The following is a 25,196-nucleotide window of genomic DNA, read 5'->3' on the forward strand; positions in this document are numbered from 1 at the left end:
CATGTTACCTAAACAACGCGTCGCCTGGGTAGAAGGCATGTTGATGGAACCGCAGCATTTCCAGCAGCAGGAACGTTTTTTCGAGCACTTGATTGAAGCGCGCTTGCGCAGCGTCGAAACCTTCACCTGGGGGTTCCTGACGCTGGAGATCGACAACGGGCTATTGGAACAGGGCAAGTTTGCGCTGAAGAAAGCCAAGGGCGTTTTCCCCGACGGCACGGCGTTCAGCATGCCTGAGGATATTCCGCTGCCGCCGCCGCTGGTGCTGGGAGAAGGCTGCCAGGGGAAAGTGGTGTGCCTGTCCGTGCTGATGGACATCGCCGGCAACGCCCAGATCGATCTTATCCAGGATGCGCGAAAAAGCAGCCGTTTTCGCACCATGGACGCCGAGGTGCCGGATCGCAACCACGGCGTCAGCCTGGAGGGAACGCCGCGCGTGTGCACGATGCAACTGGGCAGCCTGGTGACGCGGCTAAGCCTGGAGGACGCGGTCAGCAGCGCGGAAAGCGTGCTGCCGGTCGGTTTCGTGCGCGAGCTGACCAGCGACCGTCGGGTGCTGCTGGATGAGCGCGCCTTGCCGCCGATGCTGGATTTCCGCGCCATCGGCTGGCTGCCCGCTTTCACCACCGAATTGCTTGGGCTGATCAGCCAGCGTCTGGAGTCGGTTTTTCGCCCGGACGTGCATATGACGATCGGCGGGCTTTCCGAGCTGCTGGAACTGCTGTTGCTGCAAACCTTGAGCGAGTTCAATTTGCGCATCAGCCAACTGCTGGCCAGCCCGCAGGTGCATCCTGAAACCCTGTTCGACACGTTGCTGAGCCTGCTGGGGCGGCTCAGCATCATTCCCGGCGGCGAACGCCTCTGGGATCGGGCCGATTTGGTGTATCTGCACGATGAGCCGCACAACTGCTACTTCCAGCTGTTCGCCTCGATTCGCCGCGCGCTGTCGCTGGTGATCGAAGCGCCGGCGGTGGCGTTGCCGTTTACCGATCGCGGCGACAGCATTTATCTGTGCCCGAACGACTCGCAGCTGCGCCTGGAAAAACTGGTGTTCGCCGTCAGCTGCGGTTTGTCCATCGAGCATCTGCGCTCGTATTTCCCCGCACAGGTCAAACTGGGGCCGGTCGAGAAAATCATTCAGCTGATCGATCTGCAATTGCCGGGCGCTCGCTTGTTGCCGATGGCTTCGCCGCCGCGGCACATACCGTATTACCCGAACAGCATCTATTTCGAGGTTGATCATGCCGACCCGATTTATAAGGAAATGATGGCCGGCTCGGCGATGGCGCTCAGCATCGTGGGTGATTTCCCCGACCTGCGTTTTGACGTCTGGGGATTAAGGCAAGGGAGGGTGGGATGAACGAATTCGAGAGAAAAATACGCGAGGCGATGGCGGTAACGCGCAACAACGCGACGCCGCGCCTTCCCGCGTCCGGCTCGGTGGGCAAAACGACGGCGGAGATCGCCGCGCTGTCCTTCGGCGCGCGGGCGCTGGCCGCCAAGCTGCGGCCGGGAAGCGCCGGGGTGGCGACGCCCCCCGAACCCAAGCCTTATGAAGCGGAAAGCGTTGCGCCGGAAAGCAGCGAGCCCGCGCCGGGCGAGCGCCCGGCCGAGGCGGCGCCGACCTCGAGCGGGCTGTTTGGCCGCGCCGCGCTGAGCAAGCCCGGCGTGATGATGGGCCATTGGGACAACCCGCTGATCGCCGCCGCCATCCCGGTCCTGCTGCAGGTGGAGCGGGTGCGCGATCAGAAACAGCTGAATCCGGGCGCGGTGCGCGCGCAGATCGTGCGTGAGATCCAACAATTTCAGCAGACGCTGCTGGCGGATCACATCGCGCCGAGCGATGTGGACAAACTGGCCTATCTGCTGTGCTCCTACGTGGATGAGTGCTGCATGAGCACGCTCGAATCCGGCGAACTGAATCTCAGCCTGCTGGTGGAGTTTTATCGCGACGCCTGGGGCGGGGAAAAGTGCTTCGAGCATCTGCAAGCCTATCTGGCCGCCTCGCCGCGCAACAAGGAGATCCTGGCGTTTTACGATCTGATCCTGTCGCTGGGCTTCGAAGGGCAATATCACGTGATGGAACGCGGCGCGGTGTTGTTGGCCGATGTGCGCAACCGTCTTGACGGCTATCTGTATAGCCAGAACCCGACGCAGACGCTGGCCGATGCCGAGCCGAGCAAAGTGGTGCGCAAGGCGACCCGCATCACGCCGCTGAAGCTGCTGTGCTACGGTCTGGCCATCGCGCTGCTGGCGTATGCCTCGGCCGCCTGGTATCTGCACGATCAGTCCCGCGCGCTGCGCAACGCCATTTTGGCCTGGACACCGCCGCAGCCGCGCAAAATCAACATCATGGAGACGCTGCCGCAGCCGCTGCCGCAAATCCTCAGCGAAGGGTGGCTGGAGGTGCGCGCCGATCCGCGCGGCTGGCTGTTGATCTTCACCTCCGACGGCGCATTCGCCACCGGGCAGTCGAAGCTGTCGGAAGAGTTTAAAAAGAAACGCAACATCGAGCGTTTGGGGGAAGCGCTGGCGCCGTGGCCGGGCGATCTGGAGGTCATCGGGCATACCGACAACAAACCGTATCGCAACACCTCCAACAACTCCAACCTGAAACTGTCCGAGGCGCGCGCGCAGACGGTCGCCGACAAGCTGCGCGAATCCTTGGCCAACAGTAAATACAACCGCACCGTGACCTCGGTCGGCAAGGGCGATCAGGAGCCGCTGGACGACAACGCGACGGAAGAAGGGCGCCGCCGCAACCGCCGCGTGGACATCCTTTGGAAAATCGGCGAGAGGGAGATGGCTTCACCGTCTGCAACGTTAAATCAGGCAGGGGTAGCCGCCGAGGTCCCCGAGGATAACTAAGACATCCGCCGGCGTAGAGATAATAAGGAAATTATATGATACGTAGATCATTCATATTGGTGATTGCCTTGCTGCTGTGTGCGGTGGTGTGGTGGATTGGGCCGTTGATCGCCATCGGCACCTATCGGCCGCTGCTGTCGGTCTGGGTCAGGGGCATCATCATCGCGCTGATCCTGTGCTGGGCGCTGTGGCCGTTCGTGGCGACGTTCTTATCCTGGGTGTTCCGCCACGCGCGAGCGCCGGCCCCGGCCAAACGCAAGACCGCCCAGCGAGATCGCGTGACCTCGCGCTTTTACGACGCTTTGCGCACCTTGCAGTACGTCGGCACGGCGAAGCAGCGCACCCCCTGGCAGCGCTTCAAATACCGCCTGACGCGCCGTTACGTCAGCGAAAAGCCGTGGTTTCTGGTCATCGGGCCGCCGGGCAGCGGCAAAACCTCGCTGATCGGCGAAAGCGGCGAACGCTTCTTGCTGGCCGAGCACTATGGCCTGCAGCAGACGGTGGACGTCGGGCCGACCCAGGATTGCAACTGGTGGCTGGCGGAGAATTCGGTGTATGTCGACACTTCCGGCGAATGGCTGCAGTTGAACGGTCTGGGGGAAGAGGGCGCCAGGGCGCGCGACACCCTGTTCAAACTGATCCGCCGCCATCGCCGCCATCCGGGCATCGACGGCATCATGCTGTGTCTTGATGCGCGTTGGTTGCTGCACGCCTCGCTGACGGAGAGAAAGTCGGTCGCCGACGCGCTGCGCGTGCGCCTGCTGGAGATGGCCTCGTGGTTCCGCAGCGAGCTGCCGGTCTATCTTACCATCAGCCACCTCGATCAACTGGTCGGCGGCGAGACCTTCCTGTCGATGCTGGGCGACGATCTGTTGCAAAAAGGCATGGGGTTCAGCCTGAACCGCGCCGAACAGGGAGAAACCCCCTTCGAACAGTATGAAACCCTCTACCGGGAGATGGTGGCGCGCGTCAGCCATCACGTGCTCGAACTGTTGCACGATGCGCCGGACGGCCAAAACCGCCAGCAGCTGCTGTTCTTCACCGAGTCGCTGGGGTCGCTGGGCAACCCGCTGTATTCCCTGTTAGAGCAGATCTTCCCGCAAACGCCGGTGGGCTACGCCTGCCATCTGCAGCAGGTGTGGCTGGGCAGCACCATCGCCTTGTCGCCGCAGGGGGCGATCTACAACGCGGAAGCGGCGGATATCTATGAAGCTCGCCCGACCGGGCGCATTTATCACCCGGAGCTGGATTACGCCCGGCAAGAACGCGGGGTGATGCAGCAGTCTTCGCACGCCAGGCCGCTCGGCAGCCGCATGAGCTCCCTGGGCCGCTATGTGCTGGTGCTCATTCTGTTGGCGGTCTCGTTTAATCTGCTGGCGATGCGTTACCTGTGGGAGAGCGATTACATCTCCTACATTGCGGCGCGCTTCGATGAGACAAAACGCATCGTGCGGGAAATTCCGGTGACTAACCGCGTCAGCGACGATGTCATTTCCGCCTATGAGCAGCTGGGCTACATGAACGCGCAATTGGGCGGCGAAGTGTCGCCGGTGCCGAATCCCTATTTCGAGCACAAGCTGATCAACAGCGCGGCGCAAAAAACCTACCAACGCCATTTGCTGCAGATCTTCTGGCCGGCGGTGGAAAACTATATCGCGGACGAACTCAAGAATGACGTCTCGGCGTCCAACAAGGACGTCTACGGCACCCTGAAAGTGTACCTGATGATGGGCGAACCTTCGCATCGCTCCGCCGAAGCCTTGGTCGACTGGTTCATGGCGCGCTGGGAAACCTTTATGCCGCAGGGTTACACCGACATGAACAAAGGCATCTTCGCTTACCATCTGCGGGAGATGTTCTCTTTGCCGGACGCGCCGGTCATGAAGATGAACGGCGATCTGCTGCGCCTGGCGCGGGTGAAAGCGATGAACATTCCGATGCAGGTGCGGGTGGTGCGCCGCATCGAAGAGAAACCGCTGCCGGCGGCGATCAACGATATTTCGTTGGCCGACGCCGCCGGACCGAACGTCTCCTTGATGCTGCGCCGCAAGAGCCAGGCGACGGTCACCGATACCGCCGTGCCGGGGTTCTATACCCGCGCCAGCTATCGCGACGTTTTCCTGGCGCAGCTCGATGACGCCGCCAAGGACATGATCGAAGAAGAGTCCTGGGTGCTGCGCGACAGTGGGGAAGGGAAAAACGCGGTGAACTCGCTGGCCTCGGCGCAGAAGCTGGCCGACGAGGCGAGGAAGCTTTACCTCATCGAGTATGCCGACAAATGGGATGCGTTCATGCGCGACGTGCGCGCCCGGCCGGTCAACGGGCTTGAGGATGCGGCGATCCTGGCGCGTCAACTGTCCGATCCTTCTTCTCCACTGGCCAATCTGGTGCGTTTCGCCGCGCGCGAAACCAGCATGACCGGCACCAACCAGGGCGATGCGGCAAGCTGGTTCGATCGCCAGCGCAACCGCATCGAGCAGCAGCGGCGCGACATTCTGGGCGAGATTTCCGGCGAGCGCGCGCGTTTTCGTCTCACGCCGGAGCGCGCGGTGGAAGATCGCTTCGAGCTGCTGCGCCGTCTGGGCTATCAGCTGTTGCAGACCACCAACGCCAGCAACGATCCGCTGAGCCGCAGTTTCGAAGCGCTGTACAGCCAGTTGACCACCTTGTCCACCTCGCTGCGCGGCGGCCAGGTGGTGCCCGCCGGGGGCACGCTGAAGCGCCTGCAGCTGGATGCGGCGCGCCAGCCGGAACCGGTGCGCAGCGTGATGATGGATCTGTTGCAGGTCGGGGACAGCCAGACGATTCAGCAAAGCCAGAAGAACCTGAGCAAAGGCGCTTCGTCGCTGGCCTCCGGCTTGTGCAAGAGCAGCATCAGCGGGCGTTATCCGTTCTCGCGCAACGCCAGAGCGGAGGTCGGCATCGAGGACTTCTCGCGCATGTTTGGCCAAAGCGGCGCGATGCAGCAGTTCTTCGATGAGAACCTGGCCCCTTATGTGGACGTCAACGCGCAGAAATGGAATGCCAAACCGGGTTCAGAGGGGATCGTCAATGCCAGCACGCTGGGCGCGTTTGAAAATGCCCGCCTGATCCGCGATACCTTCTTCACCGCCGGCGACAAGCTGTCTTTCTCCATGTTCATCAGGCCGTTGTCCCTGACGCCGACTATTACGGAAGCGACCCTGGATATCGATGGGCAGGTGATTAACTACAGCCATGGCTTCAGCCAGCCTACCCGTATCGATTGGCCGGGCCCGAAAGGCGGCAGCTATGTTCGACTCACCTTCCGCACCGGCACCGGCCAGATCCAGGTCGCCAGTTTCGACGGGCCCTGGGCCTTGTTCCGGATGTTCGACGCCAGCAATCCCGTGCCGCTCGCCAGCGACAGGCGAGAGCTGACGATGTCGATGTCGTCGGTGGTGGGCGTGCTCAAACTGGAATTGCGCTCGACGATGAAAGATTTCCCACTTTGGTCACGGGCGTTGCGAGGATTCTCGTGCCCGAAAGCGATGTAAACACAACCGTAAAGAGGTGATAAACATGTTAGATCCAGCCAAAATTTTAGAAACCATGAAGGCCGGCGGCAATTTGGGCACCAACTCCCAATCGTCGCTGAGTCAACCGTTTATGCAAGGCGTCAGCAATATTCAAATGTCGGGGCCGGATGCGGCCAAGTCGGTCATGAGTAATGTGACAAAATCTTGCGATGATATGTTCGGCAATATGAAGGGCATTTTTAATGGTCTGCAATCGAATGTGAACGCACACCAAAAAATGCAAACGAGCGAGCAGCCGAAAGATTTTAATGTTTCCATGGACGATCTTCGTCCGGCGATTGCGAAAGGGTTCCCGCACGAAATGGCGGACTTCTTTTCCAAAGTGCCGAAACTGTAATCAAAAACTCGATGGATAAAATACCGGGAGGTGGAAATGCCTCCTGGTATTCACAAGGAGTGTTGCGATGATCTATGACTGGATGCTCAAAAACGCCAATAAACGCATGGGTTTTTTTATCATGGTGATACCCAGCCTGTTTTTTTGGATATTGGTTTTTCTGACCTTATCTATTTTTTGATTCTTTGAAGTAAAAAAAAAGCACCCGCGAAGGTGCTTAAAATGAAGCGAATTAAAAAATAGGAAGGGATGATTATGAGTTGTTATTACAGTTTAGAGATGATCTGCAATCCGCTGGAAATCAGCGCATCGACAGCCAGACCAATACCTTTACCGATGGTGCCGACAACGGTTTTGGCATCCGGGTTAACACCGGCAATCGCGGAAATGGTATCAATACCTGTACCTACCGCACTGCCAATCAGTGTGCCTACGTCACCAAAAAAACCAGCACCGTTAACTTGTTCAATTTCTACTGCGGATAGTTCTTTCATGATTGAAACTCCTTTTTCAGTTAGCCCTTTACTTCAGGCCATTTCATTATTGCAAATCAGGTCATTTTTTCAATAAAACTCGCGCTGTTTTTTTATACTATTGTGTTTTTTGTTAGATTGATTTTGCATCGTTAGATTATATATTGCCGAAGTCTGGATTGTTATATCTCACTCGCCTTGAACGGCGGCGGTTTTATGAGGTTATTATTTTAAATCGGAATGATATATACCAGAAGGGAGACCTTATGAAGGTATTGACGACGCCGGAAAGACCTTTCCGGTATGATGAGCTTGCGGATAAAATTATCCGCGAGGCCAGGAGCCGCTTGGGGTGCGCCGTTTTGCGGTTTTTAGACTGCATGATCCTGGGTTATGGCCCGCCGGTGATAGTCTTTGATATCTATAATAATCACGGTAAGTTGCAAACGTTCAAAGTCATTCTTCCTCTTGGGAGCGACAAGCAGCTAAAAAAAGATCACCTCGGATTGGTTTCCTGCCTGGAGGCCAAAAAGCTGATGAGGATCAAAAAAATATAATTCATCCCGCTCGTCAACGATGCCGCGTTATCTCTCTGCGCTGCGCATCACTCCTGAAAAATCGTTAATCCTACCTGGCGTTTCTTGCGCGGGCGGCCGATGGGTTCGCCTTCTTCTTTTTTGTTGCCGTCTACATGAAAGGGCGGGAATCACTTACTGCCATAAAGTGTAGCTTTTTTTTATGCAATTTTTTTACAATAAAATGAATATGGTTATACTCTGTTTAATAGGGTCTGCGATGACCCCACCGCCACGGACGAAAAAAGCATTATCCTGCCTTTATCATAAGTAAATTCCTAATGCATAAACGGATTCTCTTAACAATCAATGTCGCGCAATGTTATGTTCTATATTATGTGTTTTTTCGATATTTATCTGGATATATTGCGCTCTTGGAGTAAAATTAACGTATCAGAGAAAAATCTTAGCACCGTGATGCTGATGGCAATGATGCCTTATAAATATATCTTACGATAACAATTTCCCTTGCGAAGCGCGGCAGCTTACCGCGTCTTGCTTTTGTATGCTCTCCAGGGCAGATGATTTATATAACCCTATATAAAATGCACTTTTGCGAGGCAAGGTCTTTTTTGCTTCGCCTATAACGCTTTTTTATTAAAAAGCACGTTAAAACAAAAAATAATCACAGCAATGATATTGCAGTAAGGAGAGTGAGCAAGCGTAGTCAAAAGGGAGGTTTGTTAATGGAGCGCGTCAATATCGCTATTGTGGATAAAAATCAATTCTTCAAGCTGGGGTTGAGTCTTGCCTTGCAAGAAGGTTTTCTCACGAATGGCATTAAGGCCAAGATCACGGGAGAAGAACGTGCCAACATCATATTCAGGGCGCCGGACAAGCGGGTGTCCATAAATTTTTGCCATACCCAGCTTTTGCAGGGCAACTTTTCTTCTATTCCGCTCTATTTTTCAATATTGGAGCATAAAAAGACATTCCCTAAAATTCATTGCAATTTGGAGGCCGGAAGTATTACGCGCAAAGACAGCGTGGCGGCGATCGTGGACAAGGTCATGTTCTGCTATCGCAAGAAAAATAGTTTGGTTTCAAGCTATTGCCCGCGTTGTCGTACCCAGCTGACCTTTAGCGAGGGGAAAGTGTGCCGTTTGATCCATTTGGGCTATTCACAAAACCAAACGGCGATGTTGCTCGGCATCAGCCCGAAAACGGTGAGTATTCATAAACGTTCGGCCATGAGAAAACTGAACATCGATAATAATATTGAATTTTTGCGCTGGCTAAAAATGCACAGCGACTCTTGTTAATCAGGGAAAGGAAGCGAACGGTCCGGCGCCGTATTATCAACGGCGCTGAGCGGTCATCTTTTATTGATTTCCGCCTAGCATGGAATCGGTTTTATAGGGAGATAAAACATGGCTGTCTTTGTGAGGGAAGCGGTTTCTCATAATCATTTCAAATTATTGCAGGAGCTTTATGGCAGAGATTTGGGCGGGGAGCGTTTCCTGCACTGGAAGCATTTGCTCGATCCGCATTGTGGGGCGCCGATGGAAAAAACGGGCATATTTTACAAGGATCAAGAACGTTATCTCGGGATGTTTGTATCCAGTTTTTATCCTTTTAAAATCAATAAATTGTCTTTTAATGTCAATATGCTTGGCGATCTTGGGATCCACCGTCAGGTCAAATCTTCCACCGTCTTGAAAGATTTTTTCCTGCAGGCTAAGCGTTCGGATGTGGCGGCGGATATCTGCTTTTCCGATGACAGGAAGATCAGGGTTTATGAAAAGATTTTCAGAAAGTATTTAACCACCAATACGCAAATCTATCCCTTCGTCGAATTAACCTTAAAGCCTGATAAGTTTATGGCCTTTCGTTTTACCGAGGGTGGCCAAGCGCGGCAGGCCAGTTTTATCAATAATCTGGGGCGAGAAAAAGATCATCGCGCATTTGAATATATTGAAAAACATCCTCTGTATCATAAAATTCATTATATCAATAAAGGCAATCTCTACGCTGTGATTGGCTGTTCCAGTGAGTGTGCCGAACTTTTGGATATTTCCAATCCTTCCAGGGAGTGTTTTTCCTGGGCCATCGGCGTTTGTCGGCACCTGCATAGCCGTTGCAAAGTGATGATCCCTATTGGTTTTTACAAGTCGATTTGCGCTCAGGCGGCGGAGGTCATTGCAGAAAAGCGCATCAACATGCTGATCGGTTATTACTCAGAAAAGATAAGCGAGCTGATGCCGAAAGAGGTTTGGGTATGCCGCATGGATCGCCGTTAAGCAGGGCACGTGTATTCTAAATGGAGTGTTTGTCATGGAAGAGATTCCTGTATCACCCTATTCAAAAGTTTTTATCGATGAATATGACCGCCATCCAGAAGGCTGTAATTACAACGTATTGGTGCTGCAGCGTATTGAGGGCGCGCTGGATCCCATCAGATTACAAGCTGCGCTGAATGCGCTGGTGCAAGATCATGTCCTGCTGAACAGCCATATTCATGAACAGAATGGTGAGCTGTATTGGCGTCGCAATGACGCAATCCATCCTTTGCAGCATTACACGGACCGCACGCTGCTGACCCAAGTGATTCGCCAGCCCTTCGACATTTACCGCGGGCCGCTTTATCGTTGGGCGCTTTTCGCCGAGGGGGCGGGGCGCTATACCCTGGCGCTGGTGGGCCATCATCTGGTGATCGACGGCGCGTCTTCCGACGAGTTTTTCTCATTGGTGAGACAGTACTATGGTCAACAGCGGTTATCGACACGCCTCGAGGCGGCCGAGATTGCCGCCATCAACCGGCAGCTGCAGCGCGAGGTGGAACAACTGGCCGCCGACGGAGCGCTGGCGCACTGGCAGGCCGAAGCGGCAAATTTGGGCGCGATAGACGTGCCCTTTGAGAAAAGCGGCGCCGTGCGAAGCGATGAGGCGGCCGAGCTGCGTTTCCAGGTGCCCAAAGCGCAATGGAAAGCGCTGAAGCAGGGCGCGGGAATACGGCGAATGAATGACTTTCTGGCGTTGCTGGTGCTGTGGGGCATCTTGATGGCGCGCAGCGGCAATCAGGAAACGGTCTATATCAGCTATCCGGTGGCGATAAAAAAGGGGCAAAGATTTGCGCTTGGCGGGCATGTAAACACCAGCGTGATGCCCCTCTCGCTGCGCGACGGCGAAGGCTTCGCCGCCGTTTATCAACGCGCGCTGGCGTTTATTACCGCCGCGGCGCCGCACTCGCGCCAACGGTTTAACCAACTGCCCACGCAACAGGTGGTGCAGGCGCTGGGGATCCGCGTGCTGCCGATTTCCTTTGCCCAGACCAACCTGCGCGATGCGGCCTTGGCGCTGGCCGATTGCGCCACTTCGCCGCTGTTTGAAGCCAACCACGATATGGCCAGCGCGTCGCTTTCCCTGGAATATGAGGATCGGGCCGACAGCGATGCCTTGCAGTTCCGGCTGCGTTTTCGTCAGGACATGTTTGACGAAGAAGATATGCGCGACTGCGCGGAACATTTCATGCGCTTGATGCAAGCGGCGATGCGCGCGCCTGACGCGCCTTTACGCCACCTCGCCTTTTATCCCGCCGCCGACATGCCGCCAGATGACGACGCGGCCCCCGCGTTGCCGAGAGAAACCCTCAGCGCCCGGTTTGAGGCGATCGCCCTGCGTTATCCGGATAAGATTGCGCTGGAGTTTGAGGGGCTGTATGTCAGCTACCGTGAGCTGAACGGCATGGCGAATAGCCTGGCGCGCGAAATTACGCTCCGCTACCAAGCGCTGACCGGGGGCGCTCCCCAGGCGGACACGCTGATTGCGCTGTACAGCGAGAAAAGCCTGGAAATGGTGGTGGCGCTGCTGGCGGTGCTGAAAACCGGTGCGGCCTATGTGCCGCTCTCCTGCAATTATCCTCAGGCGCGCATTCGGCATATTCTCGAAGAAACGCGCGCGCCGGTGCTCATCGCCGGGGAAAGCCTGCAGTCGGCCGCCGAGGCGCTGGCGGCGATGATACCGCACGCCGTGTCTGTCCTCGCGCTGGGCGATCTGAACCGCCTGCCGCACGAGCGGCAGAATCTGCCGGCCGTCACCGGCGCCGACCGGCTCGGCGCGGTGATCTATACCTCGGGATCGACGGGGACCCCGAAAGGCGTGATGCTCGAGCAACACGCGATGTGCGGGTTGGCGACCGCGTCCGGCATCGCTGTCACGCCCGATGACGCGTTGCTCTTCCTCTCGAGCCCGGCGTTCGATGCGGCGACGTTCGAGGTGTGGGGCGCATTGCTCAACGGCGCCAAATTGGTCGTCGTGCGCGACACGGAGGATATCGCCGGCGATGTGCCGCAGCTGGAAGCCCTGCTGCGTCGGCAGCAGGTATCGATTCTGTGGGCGACGCGCAGCCTGTTCGATCATCTTTACCTCAGTCACCCCGACCTGTTCGCCGGGCTGCGCTGTCTGCTGGTGGGCGGGGAGGCGCTGACCGCCACGCTGATGCAGCGCCTGGTGCGGCAAGCCAACCGCCCGCAGCAGGTCATCAATGGCTATGGCCCGACGGAATGCACCACGTTCACCACGATGTACGCCATCGCGGCGGACGAAACCCGCAGCAGCATCCCGATTGGGCGAGCCATTCCGGGGCGCGAACTTCATGTGCTGGATCGCTGGCTGCAGCCGTTGCCGCCAGGGCTGGCCGGCGAGCTGTATATCGGCGGAGACGCGCTGGCGCGCGGCTATCTCAACCAGCCGCAGCAGACGCAAGAGCGTTTCATTACGCTGAACGGGCGACGCTTGTATAAAAGCGGCGATCGGGTGCGAGCGTTGCGCGACGGCAATCTGGAGTATCTCGGCAGAAACGATTGCCAGGTAAAAATCCGCGGTTTCAGAATTGAACTCAGCGAAATAGAAAATACGATCAATGCGCTGGAGGGCGTCGAGAAATGCGTCGTGGTGGATGTCGTCCATCGCGATAGCAAGCGCCTTGCCGCTTATGTGCTGATGGCGCGGGGCGAGCCGCTGGATCCTGCCGATTTGCGCGCCCGGCTGGAGCGGATCCTGCCGGATTACATGGTGCCGTCCAGCTATGTCGCGCTCGACGAGATACCGCTGACGGTGAACGGCAAGCTGGATCGCACGGCGCTGCCCGCGCCGCAATTCGCGCAAGGCGAGCGATATGCCGCGCCGCAGAACGCGCTGGAGGCGTTGATTTGCGCCCTGTGGGCGGAGATCCTCGGCGTTGAACGGGTTGGGGTGGATGACGACTTCTTTCGTCTGGGCGGCGATTCGATCCAAAGCATCGTGTTCACCAGCGAATTGAGCAAGTCGGGCTATCACAGCAACTCGCGTGCGGTGTTCGAAACCCGGAATGCGCGGGCGCTGGCCAAGCGCATTTTGCAGCAACGGGAGGCGATTGCGCCGCTCAATGAACAGGGCGAGCTGCAGGGCGAATTCGAATTGCTGCCGATTCAGCGCTGGTACAACGAGCAGCCGCCGCAACATCGCGCCTTCTTCAACCAGACTTTTTTGGTGCGGGTGCCGCCGATGTCCGCCGAGCGCGTGGCCGATCTGGTGAACGGGCTGGCGTCGCGCCATGACATGCTGCGCGCGCGGTTTAGCGCCGACGATGCCGGCGCGCTGGTCGCGCAGCGCTATCTGTCGGTGGCCGACGGCGGCCCTTCATGGGGATACTATGACCTGGCGCTTTGTCGCCAAAGCCGCGCCGAACTTCTGCATCAATGGCAATCGGGGTTTGATCCGGTAGAAGGGCCGCTGTGCCGCTTCGTCTACATTTTCGACAGCAGCGCGCCCGGTTACGCGCTGATGTTCTGCGCATTCCATCATCTGATCATCGACGTGGTGTCCTGGCGCATCATCGTCAGAGACATGCGACGGTTGCATCAGGGGGAATCGCTGTCGGCGAAAGGCACCAGCTACCGGCAGTGGGGCGAGACGTTAAGGCACTACGCGGCGAGCCGGCATGACCAATGCGCTTACTGGTTGGCGATGATCGCCGGGCAACCCGATTACGCCACGCTCAGCGAGGGGGCGCAGAATCCGGCGTTTTGCCGCTTCGAGTGCGACGCGGCGTTGACGACGCTGTTGATGGACACCTGTCATCAGGCCTACCGCACCTCGATCCGCGATGTGTTGCTGGCGGCGCTGGCGCCGGTGCTGCAGGCCTGGCATGGCCGTGCGGACAGTTACCTGACGCTCGAACACCATGGCCGCGATATCAATGACGATAAGATCCAGCTCGACGACACCGTCGGCTGGTTCACCGCCTTACTGCCTTTGCGCATCACCGCCCATCAGAGCCCAAAACACACGCTGCGCGCCATCAAGGACGCATTAAGAAAGATGCCGGATCACGGCATCGGCTATTCGGCGCTGAAATACGGTTCAGCGTCGGACGACGAAGCGATAGCCTGTCTGCGGCGCCACCGCTTGCCGGCCATTTCATTCAACTATCTCGGGGTCTTTAACGAACAGACTGACGACGCCTTGTGGGCCTTGATCGACCAAACGGCGGATCTGGAAAACGGCGCGCTGCCGGCGAGTGACAATGTGCTGGATCTGGTGCTCTACGTGCACGGCGACCGGCTGAGCATCGTGATGTCGGGCTTATTGCCGCAGGCGACGCTGGCCCGGATCGGTTCGCACTATCGGGAGAGCCTGTCGGCGCTGGTCGCACACTGTTGCCACGAGGCGAGCCAGGGCGTTCGCCTCGCCAGCCCGGGGGACTTCCCCCATGCCAACGTCAGCCTCGCCGAGTTGGACCGCTGGCAGCAACGTCATCGCATCGCCGCCGTTTTCGAGGCTACGGTCACGCAGCGGGAATTGATGTATTTCAACCGGCTTAACCGCGAGTATCAGATCGATCAGGCCGTTTATGAGGTGGCCGGCCCGCTGCAGCCGGAGGTGTTGAACCAGGCCTGGTCGCTGGCGCTGCAGCGATTTGAAATGCTGCGCGCCGGGTTCGGCGATCAAACCCGCCGTGGGCGGCCTAACGTCTTCATCTGCGAGACGCTGCAGGCGCCGATCGCGATCGAGGATTGGACCGACGCGCCGCCGTCCTTGCTGGAAGAAAGGATGGAAGCGCTGTTGGCTCGGGAACGAGAAACCTCGTTTGAGCTGGATGCGCCGCCGTTGATCCGCTGGCGCCTGATCAAGTTGAACGCCGATGAGCACTATCTGGTGCAGACCTTTAACCATATCTTGTTCGACGGTTGGTCCCTCGGCGTTCTGTTCGAACACTGGTTCAACGACTACCTCACCTTGCTGGAAGGGGGCGCGCCGGCGCTGGAAATTAACCGATTTGAGCCGTTCGCCGCTTATGTGCGCGCGCACGGCGACGATCCCGAAGCGCAGGCGTTCTGGGCGGACTATTTGCGCGGGGCGCCGGTCAACCAACGTTTGCCGTTGAGCGCTGCGCCGGATGCCGCGCCGCATGGGCGACGCATGCGGCAATATGGCGCGGAATTCAGCGCGGAACAGGTGGCAAGCCTCACCGCGTTTTGCCGGCGCCAGGGGATCACGGTCAATCAACTGACGCAGCTGGCCTGGATGCTGGCGCTGGCCGAAGCGCTGGCCTGTGACGATATCGCGATCGGCACGACCATGAGCGAGCGCCCGGCGGACATTGAGCAGGTGCAGACGCTGTTTGGCCTGTGTGTCGCCAGCCCGGTGCTGCGCCTGCAGGCGATTCGCCGCCGGCCCATTTATGCATTGCTGGCCGATATCGCGGATTCCCAGACGCTGAGGCAGAAGTACGCCTTTTCCGAACTGAACCGCTACGACGAACAATGGGTGCCCACCTCGCCGTTCGGCAGCCTGTTTGTGTTTGAAAACATGCCGCAACCGCAGAAGGATCCGCGCTTGCCGTTTACGTTCCAGGTGACGGATATCGTCAGCGGCAGCAACCACCAGACGGTGCTGTGCTTGTTCCCCGAAGCGGAACGGCTCGCCATTTCACTGTTTTATGATTCTCACGAGATAGCTCAGGAGACCATCGTTGCGGTAGGACGCCGTTTTCAGGCCATTGCGCTCGCGATCGCCCACCTTCCGCCCGACAGCGAAATCCGCGCCGAAGACGGGATTATCCAGGCGGAGGAGGCGTGATATGTGGCTTGCTATCGACGGCAAAATAAAATACCGGGCGATCGTGAGCGATCTTGACGGAACCTTGCTGGATCCTGCCGGAAATCTGTCTGATCTGACGGTGGAAACGCTCAATATCTTGCATGCCCGCGGGCTGGAAATCGTCATCGCGACAGGCCGTTGCGATGCGGATGCGCGCGGGATTGTGGATGGCTTGGGGTTCTCGCCGGCGATCGTCTCCTGCAATGGCGCGATGGTCAATATCGAGGGGCGGCCGGTGGCGGATAAAAGCTATTTCCTGCCTCGCGACAGCCAAATGATGTTGATGGATTACCTCTTCGCCTGTCCGCTCCACGTGACGTTGTTCACCCAGGAAGGATGGATGATGGCCGAAGAGAATCCGCATTTTGCCGACTATATCAAAACCTCGGGCGTCGCTTGCCGCTATGTCGAGCCGGAGGCGATGAAACGGCAACCGATCCTGAAAGTGCTGCTGCAGGGGGAAGCGGCGCTGATCGAGCGGTTTTACGACGAGGTCAGTCAGGCTTTCGGAAAAACGCTGTCCATCTGTAAGTCCTCTGCGGAAACGATAGACATCATGGATAAGCATATTTCCAAGGCCAGGAGCGTGGCCGACTATCTGAGCGCCAAACAGATAGCGATGCGCGATTGCCTCTCTTTCGGCGATGCGATGAACGATTTGGACATGCTGCGCTGGGCCGGAACGGGGGTGGTGATGGGCAATGCCATGGGCGAATTGAAGCGCGCGCTACCGTTTAACCCGATTGCGTTGCCCAACAGCCGCAATGGCGTTGCCGATTATCTCTGCCGTGAGTTCGGCCTGTTCTGACATTGTCACCGCCGCGCGGGTGAACGCATTGGCAACAGGGTCTTTCGTGGGCAGATAACAAGGAGGTGAACAAACAGTGAGGGTTTCATTTTTTCATTACTAAACATGTCGATAAATACAAAGGAGACAGTATGAAAGAACTGACTGAAGCAGAAGTTATGGCGGTTTCCGGCGCAGGCATCGCTTCCGATGCCGGCAAAATCCTGGGCAATGGCATTGGCGCCATCGTAGATGCCGGTACCGGTCTATTCGGGATCCACGCGGATGCGGCGGGCGCCGGCGCCAAACTCGGTGAGGGCATTGGCGCCGTCATCGATGCCGGTATTAGCGCCTTCTCGCAGCTGTTTGGCCGTAAATCGTCATAAGCCCGGCCCTTAATGAAAAGTGCCCGCAAGGGCACTTTTACCTCGCACATGTCGGGAGCCGGAAGAACGGCAAAGGGAGAGTTCATGGCGAATAAAATCATCTTGATCATGGCCATCAATCTGTTCGTGGCGGTGGCGTTGGCGGTGTTTAACTTTATCTATATCCAAAAGAAGGTGGATATACGCGCCCCTAATGACGCCACGCCCTTTCAGGTGACCGAGAAAGCGCAGGGCAGGATCGTCTCCATGCAGCAGACCTCGGTATTTCTGAACAACAATCCGGTGGTGGCGTTTACGTTGGAAATCAACGCCAGGCGCAAACAGTTTACGATCGCTGACCATCGGGAGGTCGTGCTGTATATCGCCATGAGCCGTTATGAGGAAAACGGCGTTTACAGCCTATTGCTGGGCGAGAACGACAGGGACGTGGCGTTCGAAAAGGACAGCTTTGGCTATCCGATACGCTTTCATCAGGTGCTCTAGGCGCGCGGAAGGTTTCCTGCCGCCAGGCGGCGTACAAGGGATTTGCCACGGACAAAGGGGGGAGGAAAAATGCTAAAACGCATCGGATACATCGCGCTGATTTGCCTGGCCTTAATCGGCGGCCGGCAGGCCATGGCGGCAGAGGAAGATCGCTGCTTTGCGGACGAACATCCCGCCTTGCACACCGTTATTCCTTGTTATAACAATCAGTTGGCGATATTGCCTCTGTCATATTCGTTAAAGGGCGTGGATAACGGCCATGACGTGTCGATACGCCATTATCGGTTGATGTCGCAATCCTGGTCGCCGCAAGACGCCATCCGGCCGACGCAATGGTGGCACGATGTGGATATTTATATCCCCAACGGTGCGCTTGCCCGTAAAGCGTTGGTGCTGATGAGCGATGACTGCGCTTGCGCCGCCGCAGGGGCGAGCGGGCCAGGCAAGCAAAATGCGGCGTTTTCTGTCGCTACGCCGGCGGCCTTGGCGGCGGAAAGTCACACCATCGTGATTGTCGTCAACCGGCTGCCTTATCCGTACCTGGAATATCAAAATGAGGGGCGGCGTCGTGCGGGGGAGGACAGCCAGGCCCGAGGCTGGCGATTGTTCCTGGACGATGCGGATGAATACTTGATGATGCCGCTGGCGATCCCCATGACGGCGGCCTTGTCGCAAACCATGACGCTGGCGCAGCGCGAATTGAGCCGATGGGGGATAGATAAATTCATCGTGGCGGGCGCGGCGAGCGGCGCAACCGCGGCGTGGCTGGCGTCATTGTCGGATGAGCGCATCGATGCCGTCGTCGCCATGTTCCCGGATGGGGTCGCGGCGCGGCAGGTCTTGAAGCATACCTATCGTACGTATGGCGGCCGTTGGCCGTTGGCGTTTCATCCTTATTACCAACTCGGTATCGATCGGCGCATAGAGACGCCGGCGTTCGACAAACTGATGCAAATAGCGGATCCCACCGCTTATCCGCCGCCGACGGCGGGAGCGCGGCCAGCTGTACCGAAATATGTCATCATCGCCAGCGGCGACGAACGTTATCCGCCGGACAGCACGCGATTCTATTTCAGCGCCTCAGCGGGAGAGGCTTCGCTGCGCGCGATTGCCGACGGGGATCGCGTGGCAAGCCGGCCGGCCGCCGAACGCGCCATACTGGCGATGATCAAGCGCCGCCAGCGCGATATCGCGTTGCCGACGATCGAGGTGCAAGGCAGCGCCGCGGATGCTGCGGTGCGCACGCTGCGTTTTTCCGAACCGCCGGCCACCGTGCGGCGCTGGAGCGCGCACAACCGCACGGCCCGAGATTTTCGTTATTCGTGCGGCGTACGCTTTACCCCGGAGCCGTTGGCCGCAGCGGAGGCCGATCGCGGCGAGTTTCGTCTGGCCGTCCCGGCGCAAGGCTGGGAGGCCACCTTTATCGAGGCGGTGTTCAACGATGGGTTTATCGCGACCACGCCGGTCTTTATCACGCCGGACGATAACTATCCGTCCGCCGTTCCTGCGGGCGATGGCCTGGCGTGTGAAACCCTACCCGGCAGAGGGCTGGGTGAAGATTATCGCCATGACGATTAATTAGCGGCGCCGAAAAACAATAAGGCGGCAATGCGTTATTCTGCGCGACAGAGCGCATTGCCGCCTTATTTTCGAAATAGTGAACGGCGCCAGACAGAATATTTCTGCGTAACGCCATTTTCTCGTTGTCATATGATCGCGCCGGTTTCACGAACGGCGAATTCCTTATTCTCCCTCCTTTATCGCCATGCTTTTTCTATTCTGCTGCCCCTCTCGCTGCCGCCGCGTTGTGATGTCTTTCGTAATATAAATGTCATTTATTTCAGTGCGAGTTTTTTCGCCCGGTTTTCATTTTACGGCGATGTCACCTGATTTTTCGCCTGAGGGGGAAATGAGGAGGATCTGGCGAAAGCGCCTTCGAATAGCGCGAGAATAAATTCTCTTGCTGCCAGATGAATGAATCAAGAAACGCCGATTTGGCGGTTTTTTCAAAATAAAATTAAGAATGATGCTAATTCTATTTGGGGTAATTATCTTTTCTCATCTTTACATTGATTTTATGTATTGCTAAAGGGGGAAAGCTAAGCATAATTAACTGTGAAAGGAGCGGGGCTCCTATTCTCCCTGTCCGGGATCTCCGTGGCGGGGATATTTTGAAGTCTGTCTAATCAAAAGGAGAAGTACCCATGATGGAAAAAAAAGTGATTATGTTGGCATTTGTCGCGGCAGCGTGTTCAAGCGCTTTACCTGCTCTGGCAGCAGATGGTCAGGTTAATTTTACCGGGAATATTGTCGATGCTGCGTGCAAGGTCACGAATGACTTGAGTAATCCATTAAATGTTGTTTTGGGTGATGTGGCCCGAACGGCATTTGCGGGTGGCAAGGGATCAACGTCCAGCGCGACAAAATTCACGCTGGAAGTCACCGATTGTCCGGATACGGTAAAAAGCGCCACCGTTAAGTTTGACGGCGCGGCCGATAACGGCGACAGCAACGTATTGCAGCTGACTCAGGAAACGGATGTCGCTACCGGTGTCGGTATCCAACTGTCTGATATTTCTAACAGTGTTCTGCCGCTTTACACGGCGTCGACGGCTTATCCGTTGGCTTCCGGCAGCGGCGTGAAAAATAACCTCGATTTTACCGCCCGCTATATTTCCACGCAGGCAGATGTGACCGCCGGTAAAGCCAATAGCGTCGCCACCTTTACGCTGAATTATAACTGATAATATTTTCTTGCCCGCTGGTTCACAGCGGGCTGTATTGCCTCGGAGATAATATTATGCGTTTTAATCGCTACGGCGCCTTAGCGGCTTTCATTATTTTATTGTTTGCGTCTACGGTTCACGCCGGCGTGGTGATTGGCGGGACGCGGGTGATATTCAACGGCGAAAAAAAAGAAGCGTCAATCAGCGTGGAGAATCCGGATAAAGAACCGTATTTGGTTCAGTCCTGGCTGGAGAATCAACAAAGCGGGGTGGATAAAATCGCGTTTATCGTTACGCCGCCTTTATTTCGGCTGGACGGCAACCAGGAAAATATGCTGCGCATCGTGAAAGTGGGCGATGACTTACCGAAAGATAAAGAAAGCTTGTATTGGATGAATATTAAATCCATTCCTTCAACAACACAGACGGGTAAATCGAATACGCTGCAAATAGCGGTCAAGACCCGCATTAAATTGATTTATCGGCCGGCGCCGCTGCTCCGTCAGGTACCCGAAGAGGTGACGCAGCAGCTGAAATGGCAGCGTGTCGGTTCAGAATTAAAACTCACCAACCCAACGCCTTATTATATGAACTTCCATTATGTCCGTATCGGGGGGCGGGAAATGAAAGAGGTGGCGTATATCGCGCCGATGAGCAGCGAAATGTTTGCATTGCCCGTGGCGGGCGCAACGTCGGTAAGCTGGAAATTAATTAATGATTATGGCGGCACAGGTAAAGAACATCAGTCAGGTATTTAATCTGTAAGGGAAGGCAGAAAAAGGGATAAAACATTTCAATAATGGAGCTAATGAATGATAACTCAAAAGCGTATATTAGCGAAGCGGGATGCTTGGCTGAAACGCATAGCCTTATTCACGGTAACAACGGCGGTATGCGGCAATATGGCTAAACCCGCCTTCTCTCGTGACTATTTTAATCCGGCGTTGCTGGAAACCGGGCGCTCAGGCCAGCAGCACGTCGATCTGTCGATTTTTGAAAATGGCCAGCAGGTTCCCGGCACGTATCGGGTCGATATTTGGGTGAACGACATGCTGCTGGAAACGCGCGAGGTGTCGTTCGTTCTGCGGGCCGGCAGCGACGAGAAGGCCGATCTGCAGCCTTGTCTGACGCGGGAAGATCTGAAACGGCTTGGGGTGAAAGTTGAGCTGTTTCCCGGTTTGGCCGGCGCCGATCGCTGCGCGAATTTGGCCGCGATCCCACAGGCCTCGGCGCAATTTCAATTTAACCGCCAACGCCTGATGCTGAGTATCCCCCAGGCGGCGTTGGAAAATAAGGTGCGCGGATACGTTCCGCCGGAACAATGGGATGAAGGCCTGCCGGCGATGCTGCTGAACTACGGCTTCACCGGCAGCAACAGCAAGGGGCGCGATCGATTCACCCAGAGCGCAAGCAGTTATTACCTCAACCTGCGGCCGGGCTTCAACCTGGGCGCCTGGCGAGTGCGCAACTACACCACCTGGAGCTACAACAGCGCCGGCGGCGGGCGAGCGTCGGAGGATCGTTGGGACTCCGTCTATACCTACGCCCAGCGCAATATCATCCGCCTGAAAAGCTTGCTGACGCTCGGCGAAAGCAGCAGCCCGTCCGATGTGTTTGACAGCGTGTCGTTTCGCGGCGCGCAGCTGGCTTCCGATGACGACATGTTGCCGGAAAGCCTGCGTGGTTATGCGCCGGTGGTGCGCGGCATCGCGCGCAGCAATGCGCAAGTGGTCATTCGCCAAAACGGCTATGTCATCTACCAGAGTTACGTTGCGCCGGGCGCGTTTGAAATTTCGGACATGTACCCGACCGGCGGCAGCGGCGATTTGGAGGTGACTATCAAGGAGGCGGACGGCAGCGAACAGCACCTGACCGTTCCCTTCGCCAGCCTGCCGGTGCTGCAACGCGAAGGGCGGCTGAAATATGCGCTGACCTCGGGGCAATACCGCACTTACGATCACAGCGTGGATAAAAAGATCTTCTCGCAGGCCAGCCTGATTTATGGCTTGCCCGCCGGTTTCACCCTGTATGGCGGCGGCCAATTCGCCGGGCCGTATCAATCGCTGGCATTGGGTCTGGGCAAGAACCTGGGCGAGTTCGGCGCCCTGTCGGCCGACGTCACCCAGGCGTGGGCAAAGCAGGAGCATCAGCCGAAAAGCGATGGTCAGTCGTGGCGTGTGCGCTACAGCAAAAATATCGTCGAGACGGGGACGAACTTCGCCATCGCCGGCTACCGCTATTCGACCAGCGGCTACTATGGGCTGCAGGAAGTGCTGGACACCTATCGCAGCGGCAACCGTTACGCCCCGATAGACCGCCGCAAAAATCGCGGCGAAATCACGCTGAACCAGAATTTATGGGAAGGGGCGGGGTCGCTTTCACTCAGCGCGGTCTCCGAAGACTATTGGGGCTCCGAGCGCAATATGCAGTCGCTGAGCGCGGGTTACAACAATAGTTGGAATGGCATCAGCTACGGTTTTAACTACAGCTACAGCCGGAATTCACAGGCTATTTACGGCGATTCGAACCGCGGGCGCATTTACGATCGCGATCAGATCTTCGCTTTCAACATCAGCGTGCCATTAGAGAAATGGCTGAGCAACACCTACGCCACCTACAACCTCAACACCAGCAAAAAAGGCAATACCAGCCATACGGCGGGCCTCAACGGCACGGCGCTGGCCGGCGGCAACCTCAGTTGGAGCGTACAGGAAGGGTATGGCAGCCAGGGCCAGGGCAACAGCGGCAACGCCAACGCCGACTGGCGCGCGACGTACGGCGAACTCACGGCGGGCTACGCCTACGATCGCAGTCAACAGCGCGTCAACTACGGGGTGAAGGGCGGGGTGATCGCCCATGAAGACGGCGTGACCTTCGGTCAACCGTTCGGCGAAACCGTCGCCCTGGTGCAGGCAGCCGGCGCGAGCGATGTGGCGGTCGGCAATCAGGTCGGGGTGAAAACCGACTGGCGCGGCTACGCGATCGTTCCTTACGCCACGCCTTATCGCAACAATTCGATTCGCCTCGATGTCGACAGCTTGCCGGATGATGTCGATCTCGAGTTGACGAACCAGTCGGTCACGCCGACTCGCGGCGCGGTGAGCCGGGCGAATTTCAAAGCCAACGTCGGCAGACGGATTTTGATGCAGGTGACGGACTCGCAGGGGGCCCCCCTGCCGCTGGGCGCCAGCCTGCGTCTTGCCGAGGGGGCGACTCAGCCGTTCCTGGTCGGCGGCGACGGCGTGGTCTATCTGACCGGCATGGCGGAAAAGGGCCTGCTCATCGCGCAGTGGGGCAGGAATGGCGAGAACCAATGCCGCATCCGTTATCAGTTGCCGGCGGAGCCGCCGTCAGCGGGTCTCCAAACCCTAAACGGCGTTTGCCAATAGATCTCGCTCTATCTCCATCATGACTTTTAAGTGAGAGTGAAAATGAACGTTTTTCTCAGGATATTCGGTTACGGCGCCCTGGTGTGGCTGGCGACGCTCACGACGGCGGTTTATGCCGGCACCTGTACCACCAACGCGAAAACCGCCCGCATGGGGTTGTTGACGCTGGCCGTGGATCCGCGCATTGAAGTCGGCGAGCAGTTGGCTGTTCGAACCGAGAACAGTATGAACGGCACGACGTTTTCTTTTCTTTGTTCCGGTTCGGTCGCCTATCGCTCCATGTCGCCGCTGACGCCGAGCGCGCTGCCCGGCGTATTTGAAACCGGCATAGAGGGCGTGGGGGTGACGATTTCAGACTTATGGCAGAGCAATAAGAACGTGCCCGTCAACACGGCGATTTCGCCCAACTTGCTGACGCCGTGGATCAATCGAAACGATGTTCGGCTGACGTTTATTAAAACCGGTCCGATCAAAACCGGCGGCGATATGGGCGGGAAAATTATCGCCAGATATTATCTGGATTCGACCTCCATTTTGGATCTCAGTATTTCCGGCATGAAGGTCATTCAGAAAAGTTGCCTGGTTGATTTGAACTATAAAAATCAAACGGTGAATCTGGGCAGCCCTAAACGCAGCGAGTTTAACGGCGTCGGCAGCACGGCGGCGTCTTCCGAACGCAATTTTTCCGTGGTTCTGCAATGTCAGGAGGACAATATTCCGGTTCAGGTCACGTTCGAGGCGGCCGGAAATTCGCCAGGCGTGGGAATGATTGATATCGCCGACGGTGCCGATGCGGCGAAGGGCGTCGCCGTGGAAGTGTTGGATGAGAACCGTAATCCATTAACGTTTTCCAGACCGATCAATTACCACACCGCGGCTGAAAAAGAGATCAGGATCCCCTTGATGGCGCGCTATAAGCAAACGGGAGCCATTAGCCCCGGGCAGGCCGACGCGGTGATGACATTCACCATTACGCAGAATTAAAGAGACCCCCATTAAAAATATAATGTCGTCTGTTCGCGCGACATTATTGGTGGCATCAGGCGCTGCAGGCCGATGCCAATGCAATGACAACACGCATGTATGGCCGTGTTTGTCCGTTTAAATATGGAGATTAACCAATGAAAGAACTGTCTGTTATCGAAATGAATGAAGTGTCAGGCGCTTATTCCTGGGATATGAGCAATGGACTGTCGGGGCTGATTGGCAGCGCCGTTTCCAATGCCGCGGAAGCCGTTTCATCCATCGCTCTGGGCGCCTCCGTGGGCAGCATGGCGGGCGCCGTCATCGGCGGTAAGCACGGCGGCGACGGCGGCGGCCTGCTGGGCGTCGGCTCGATTGGCCAGGGCGTCGGTATGGTCGCCGGCGGCATTCTGGGCGGCGTAGCCAGCGGCGTGGCCGCAGCCGTTATTGGCTGGGACACCACGCTGGAATACTCCAAAAAAGGCCTCGATGGGCTGATTAACGGCACCATCAGCTAAATCCATATGCGGTCCAAAGCCGCAGCGCTCTCGCTGCGGCTGTCTCCCGGTC

18 protein-coding genes are annotated in these 25,196 nt (G+C 57.1%); 17 read left to right on the top strand and 1 reads right to left on the bottom strand.

The window, feature by feature from the left end:
* The first annotated feature begins 1 nt into the window (after position 1).
* Genes tssK through AC2CGI_RS03575 form a run of 4 tightly spaced genes read left to right on the top strand, consistent with a single transcriptional unit; the run spans position 2 to position 6,762 of the window.
* Complete coding sequence (gene tssK / locus AC2CGI_RS03560) at positions 2-1,360, top strand: type VI secretion system baseplate subunit TssK (protein ID WP_044030911.1); 1,359 nt, start codon at positions 2-4, stop codon at positions 1,358-1,360.
* Entirely contained in the window at positions 1,357-2,868 is a 1,512-nt protein-coding gene (gene icmH / locus AC2CGI_RS03565) for a type IVB secretion system protein IcmH/DotU (protein ID WP_004935328.1), read from the top strand. Before tssK ends, icmH begins: the two co-directional genes overlap by 4 nt.
* Positions 2,869-2,903: 35 nt before the next feature.
* Positions 2,904-6,383 carry a type VI secretion system membrane subunit TssM gene (gene tssM / locus AC2CGI_RS03570; RefSeq protein WP_031300672.1) on the top strand — a complete coding sequence of 1,160 codons (3,480 nt, stop codon included), beginning with the start codon at positions 2,904-2,906 and terminating at the stop codon, positions 6,381-6,383.
* A gap of 25 nt (positions 6,384-6,408) precedes the next feature.
* Entirely contained in the window at positions 6,409-6,762 is a 354-nt protein-coding gene (locus AC2CGI_RS03575) for a DUF6277 family protein (RefSeq protein ID WP_033632662.1), read from the top strand.
* A gap of 266 nt (positions 6,763-7,028) precedes the next feature.
* On the opposite strand, the gene AC2CGI_RS03580 is transcribed toward AC2CGI_RS03575, so the two are convergent.
* A complete protein-coding gene (locus AC2CGI_RS03580) occupies positions 7,029-7,256 on the bottom strand; it encodes a hypothetical protein (RefSeq protein ID WP_004935320.1) in 228 nt (75 codons plus the stop codon).
* Between the two features lie 245 nt (positions 7,257-7,501).
* Between AC2CGI_RS03580 and AC2CGI_RS03585 the strand changes: the two genes are divergently transcribed.
* From AC2CGI_RS03585 to AC2CGI_RS03645, 13 genes are all read left to right on the top strand, one after another.
* Positions 7,502-7,792 (top strand): hypothetical protein, encoded by a 291-nt coding sequence (locus AC2CGI_RS03585; protein WP_004935318.1) that lies wholly within the window; start codon positions 7,502-7,504, stop codon positions 7,790-7,792.
* Positions 7,793-8,496: 704 nt separating this feature from the next.
* Positions 8,497-9,072, top strand: a complete 576-nt coding sequence (locus AC2CGI_RS03590; RefSeq protein WP_004935315.1) for a helix-turn-helix transcriptional regulator — start codon at positions 8,497-8,499, stop codon at positions 9,070-9,072.
* A 108-nt stretch (positions 9,073-9,180) separates the two neighbouring features.
* A complete protein-coding gene (locus AC2CGI_RS03595) occupies positions 9,181-10,050 on the top strand; it encodes a hypothetical protein (protein WP_015378383.1) in 870 nt (289 codons plus the stop codon).
* 34 nt (positions 10,051-10,084) lie between these two features.
* The gene (locus AC2CGI_RS03600; RefSeq protein WP_076740689.1) at positions 10,085-15,871 is read left to right on the top strand and encodes a non-ribosomal peptide synthetase; all 5,787 of its coding nucleotides are present in this window, start codon (positions 10,085-10,087) and stop codon (positions 15,869-15,871) included.
* Between the two features lies 1 nt (position 15,872).
* A complete protein-coding gene (locus AC2CGI_RS03605) occupies positions 15,873-16,700 on the top strand; it encodes a Cof-type HAD-IIB family hydrolase (protein WP_004935307.1) in 828 nt (275 codons plus the stop codon).
* Between the two features lie 131 nt (positions 16,701-16,831).
* Complete coding sequence (locus tag AC2CGI_RS03610; RefSeq protein WP_004935304.1) at positions 16,832-17,065, top strand: hypothetical protein; 234 nt, start codon at positions 16,832-16,834, stop codon at positions 17,063-17,065.
* Positions 17,066-17,149: 84 nt separating this feature from the next.
* Entirely contained in the window at positions 17,150-17,548 is a 399-nt protein-coding gene (locus tag AC2CGI_RS03615) for a hypothetical protein (RefSeq protein ID WP_004935300.1), read from the top strand.
* A 69-nt stretch (positions 17,549-17,617) separates the two neighbouring features.
* Positions 17,618-19,126, top strand: coding sequence for a PhoPQ-activated protein PqaA family protein (locus AC2CGI_RS03620; RefSeq protein WP_076740690.1), 1,509 nt, complete (start codon positions 17,618-17,620; stop codon positions 19,124-19,126).
* A 626-nt stretch (positions 19,127-19,752) separates the two neighbouring features.
* Positions 19,753-20,292, top strand: coding sequence for a fimbrial protein (locus AC2CGI_RS03625; RefSeq protein ID WP_004935293.1), 540 nt, complete (start codon positions 19,753-19,755; stop codon positions 20,290-20,292).
* Between the two features lie 56 nt (positions 20,293-20,348).
* Positions 20,349-21,032, top strand: coding sequence for a fimbrial biogenesis chaperone (locus AC2CGI_RS03630; RefSeq protein WP_076740691.1), 684 nt, complete (start codon positions 20,349-20,351; stop codon positions 21,030-21,032).
* Positions 21,033-21,086: 54 nt separating this feature from the next.
* A complete protein-coding gene (locus AC2CGI_RS03635) occupies positions 21,087-23,663 on the top strand; it encodes a fimbria/pilus outer membrane usher protein (protein ID WP_076740692.1) in 2,577 nt (858 codons plus the stop codon).
* Between the two features lie 42 nt (positions 23,664-23,705).
* Positions 23,706-24,647 (top strand): fimbrial protein, encoded by a 942-nt coding sequence (locus AC2CGI_RS03640; protein WP_004935283.1) that lies wholly within the window; start codon positions 23,706-23,708, stop codon positions 24,645-24,647.
* Between the two features lie 137 nt (positions 24,648-24,784).
* The gene (locus AC2CGI_RS03645; RefSeq protein ID WP_004935280.1) at positions 24,785-25,144 is read left to right on the top strand and encodes a hypothetical protein; all 360 of its coding nucleotides are present in this window, start codon (positions 24,785-24,787) and stop codon (positions 25,142-25,144) included.
* Positions 25,145-25,196 lie beyond the last annotated feature (52 nt).

The organism is Serratia sp. LSHTC3, from assembly GCF_057197125.1.

Coding starts and splice junctions, on each gene's coding strand:
- tssK (WP_044030911.1), top strand. CDS start 2: ATGTTACCTAAACAACGCGTCGCCTGGGTAGAAGGCATGTTGATGGAA.
- icmH (WP_004935328.1), top strand. CDS start 1,357: ATGAACGAATTCGAGAGAAAAATACGCGAGGCGATGGCGGTAACGCGC.
- tssM (WP_031300672.1), top strand. CDS start 2,904: ATGATACGTAGATCATTCATATTGGTGATTGCCTTGCTGCTGTGTGCG.
- AC2CGI_RS03575 (WP_033632662.1), top strand. CDS start 6,409: ATGTTAGATCCAGCCAAAATTTTAGAAACCATGAAGGCCGGCGGCAAT.
- AC2CGI_RS03580 (WP_004935320.1), bottom strand. CDS start 7,256: ATGAAAGAACTATCCGCAGTAGAAATTGAACAAGTTAACGGTGCTGGT.
- AC2CGI_RS03585 (WP_004935318.1), top strand. CDS start 7,502: ATGAAGGTATTGACGACGCCGGAAAGACCTTTCCGGTATGATGAGCTT.
- AC2CGI_RS03590 (WP_004935315.1), top strand. CDS start 8,497: ATGGAGCGCGTCAATATCGCTATTGTGGATAAAAATCAATTCTTCAAG.
- AC2CGI_RS03595 (WP_015378383.1), top strand. CDS start 9,181: ATGGCTGTCTTTGTGAGGGAAGCGGTTTCTCATAATCATTTCAAATTA.
- AC2CGI_RS03600 (WP_076740689.1), top strand. CDS start 10,085: ATGGAAGAGATTCCTGTATCACCCTATTCAAAAGTTTTTATCGATGAA.
- AC2CGI_RS03605 (WP_004935307.1), top strand. CDS start 15,873: ATGTGGCTTGCTATCGACGGCAAAATAAAATACCGGGCGATCGTGAGC.
- AC2CGI_RS03610 (WP_004935304.1), top strand. CDS start 16,832: ATGAAAGAACTGACTGAAGCAGAAGTTATGGCGGTTTCCGGCGCAGGC.
- AC2CGI_RS03615 (WP_004935300.1), top strand. CDS start 17,150: ATGGCGAATAAAATCATCTTGATCATGGCCATCAATCTGTTCGTGGCG.
- AC2CGI_RS03620 (WP_076740690.1), top strand. CDS start 17,618: ATGCTAAAACGCATCGGATACATCGCGCTGATTTGCCTGGCCTTAATC.
- AC2CGI_RS03625 (WP_004935293.1), top strand. CDS start 19,753: ATGATGGAAAAAAAAGTGATTATGTTGGCATTTGTCGCGGCAGCGTGT.
- AC2CGI_RS03630 (WP_076740691.1), top strand. CDS start 20,349: ATGCGTTTTAATCGCTACGGCGCCTTAGCGGCTTTCATTATTTTATTG.
- AC2CGI_RS03635 (WP_076740692.1), top strand. CDS start 21,087: ATGATAACTCAAAAGCGTATATTAGCGAAGCGGGATGCTTGGCTGAAA.
- AC2CGI_RS03640 (WP_004935283.1), top strand. CDS start 23,706: ATGAACGTTTTTCTCAGGATATTCGGTTACGGCGCCCTGGTGTGGCTG.
- AC2CGI_RS03645 (WP_004935280.1), top strand. CDS start 24,785: ATGAAAGAACTGTCTGTTATCGAAATGAATGAAGTGTCAGGCGCTTAT.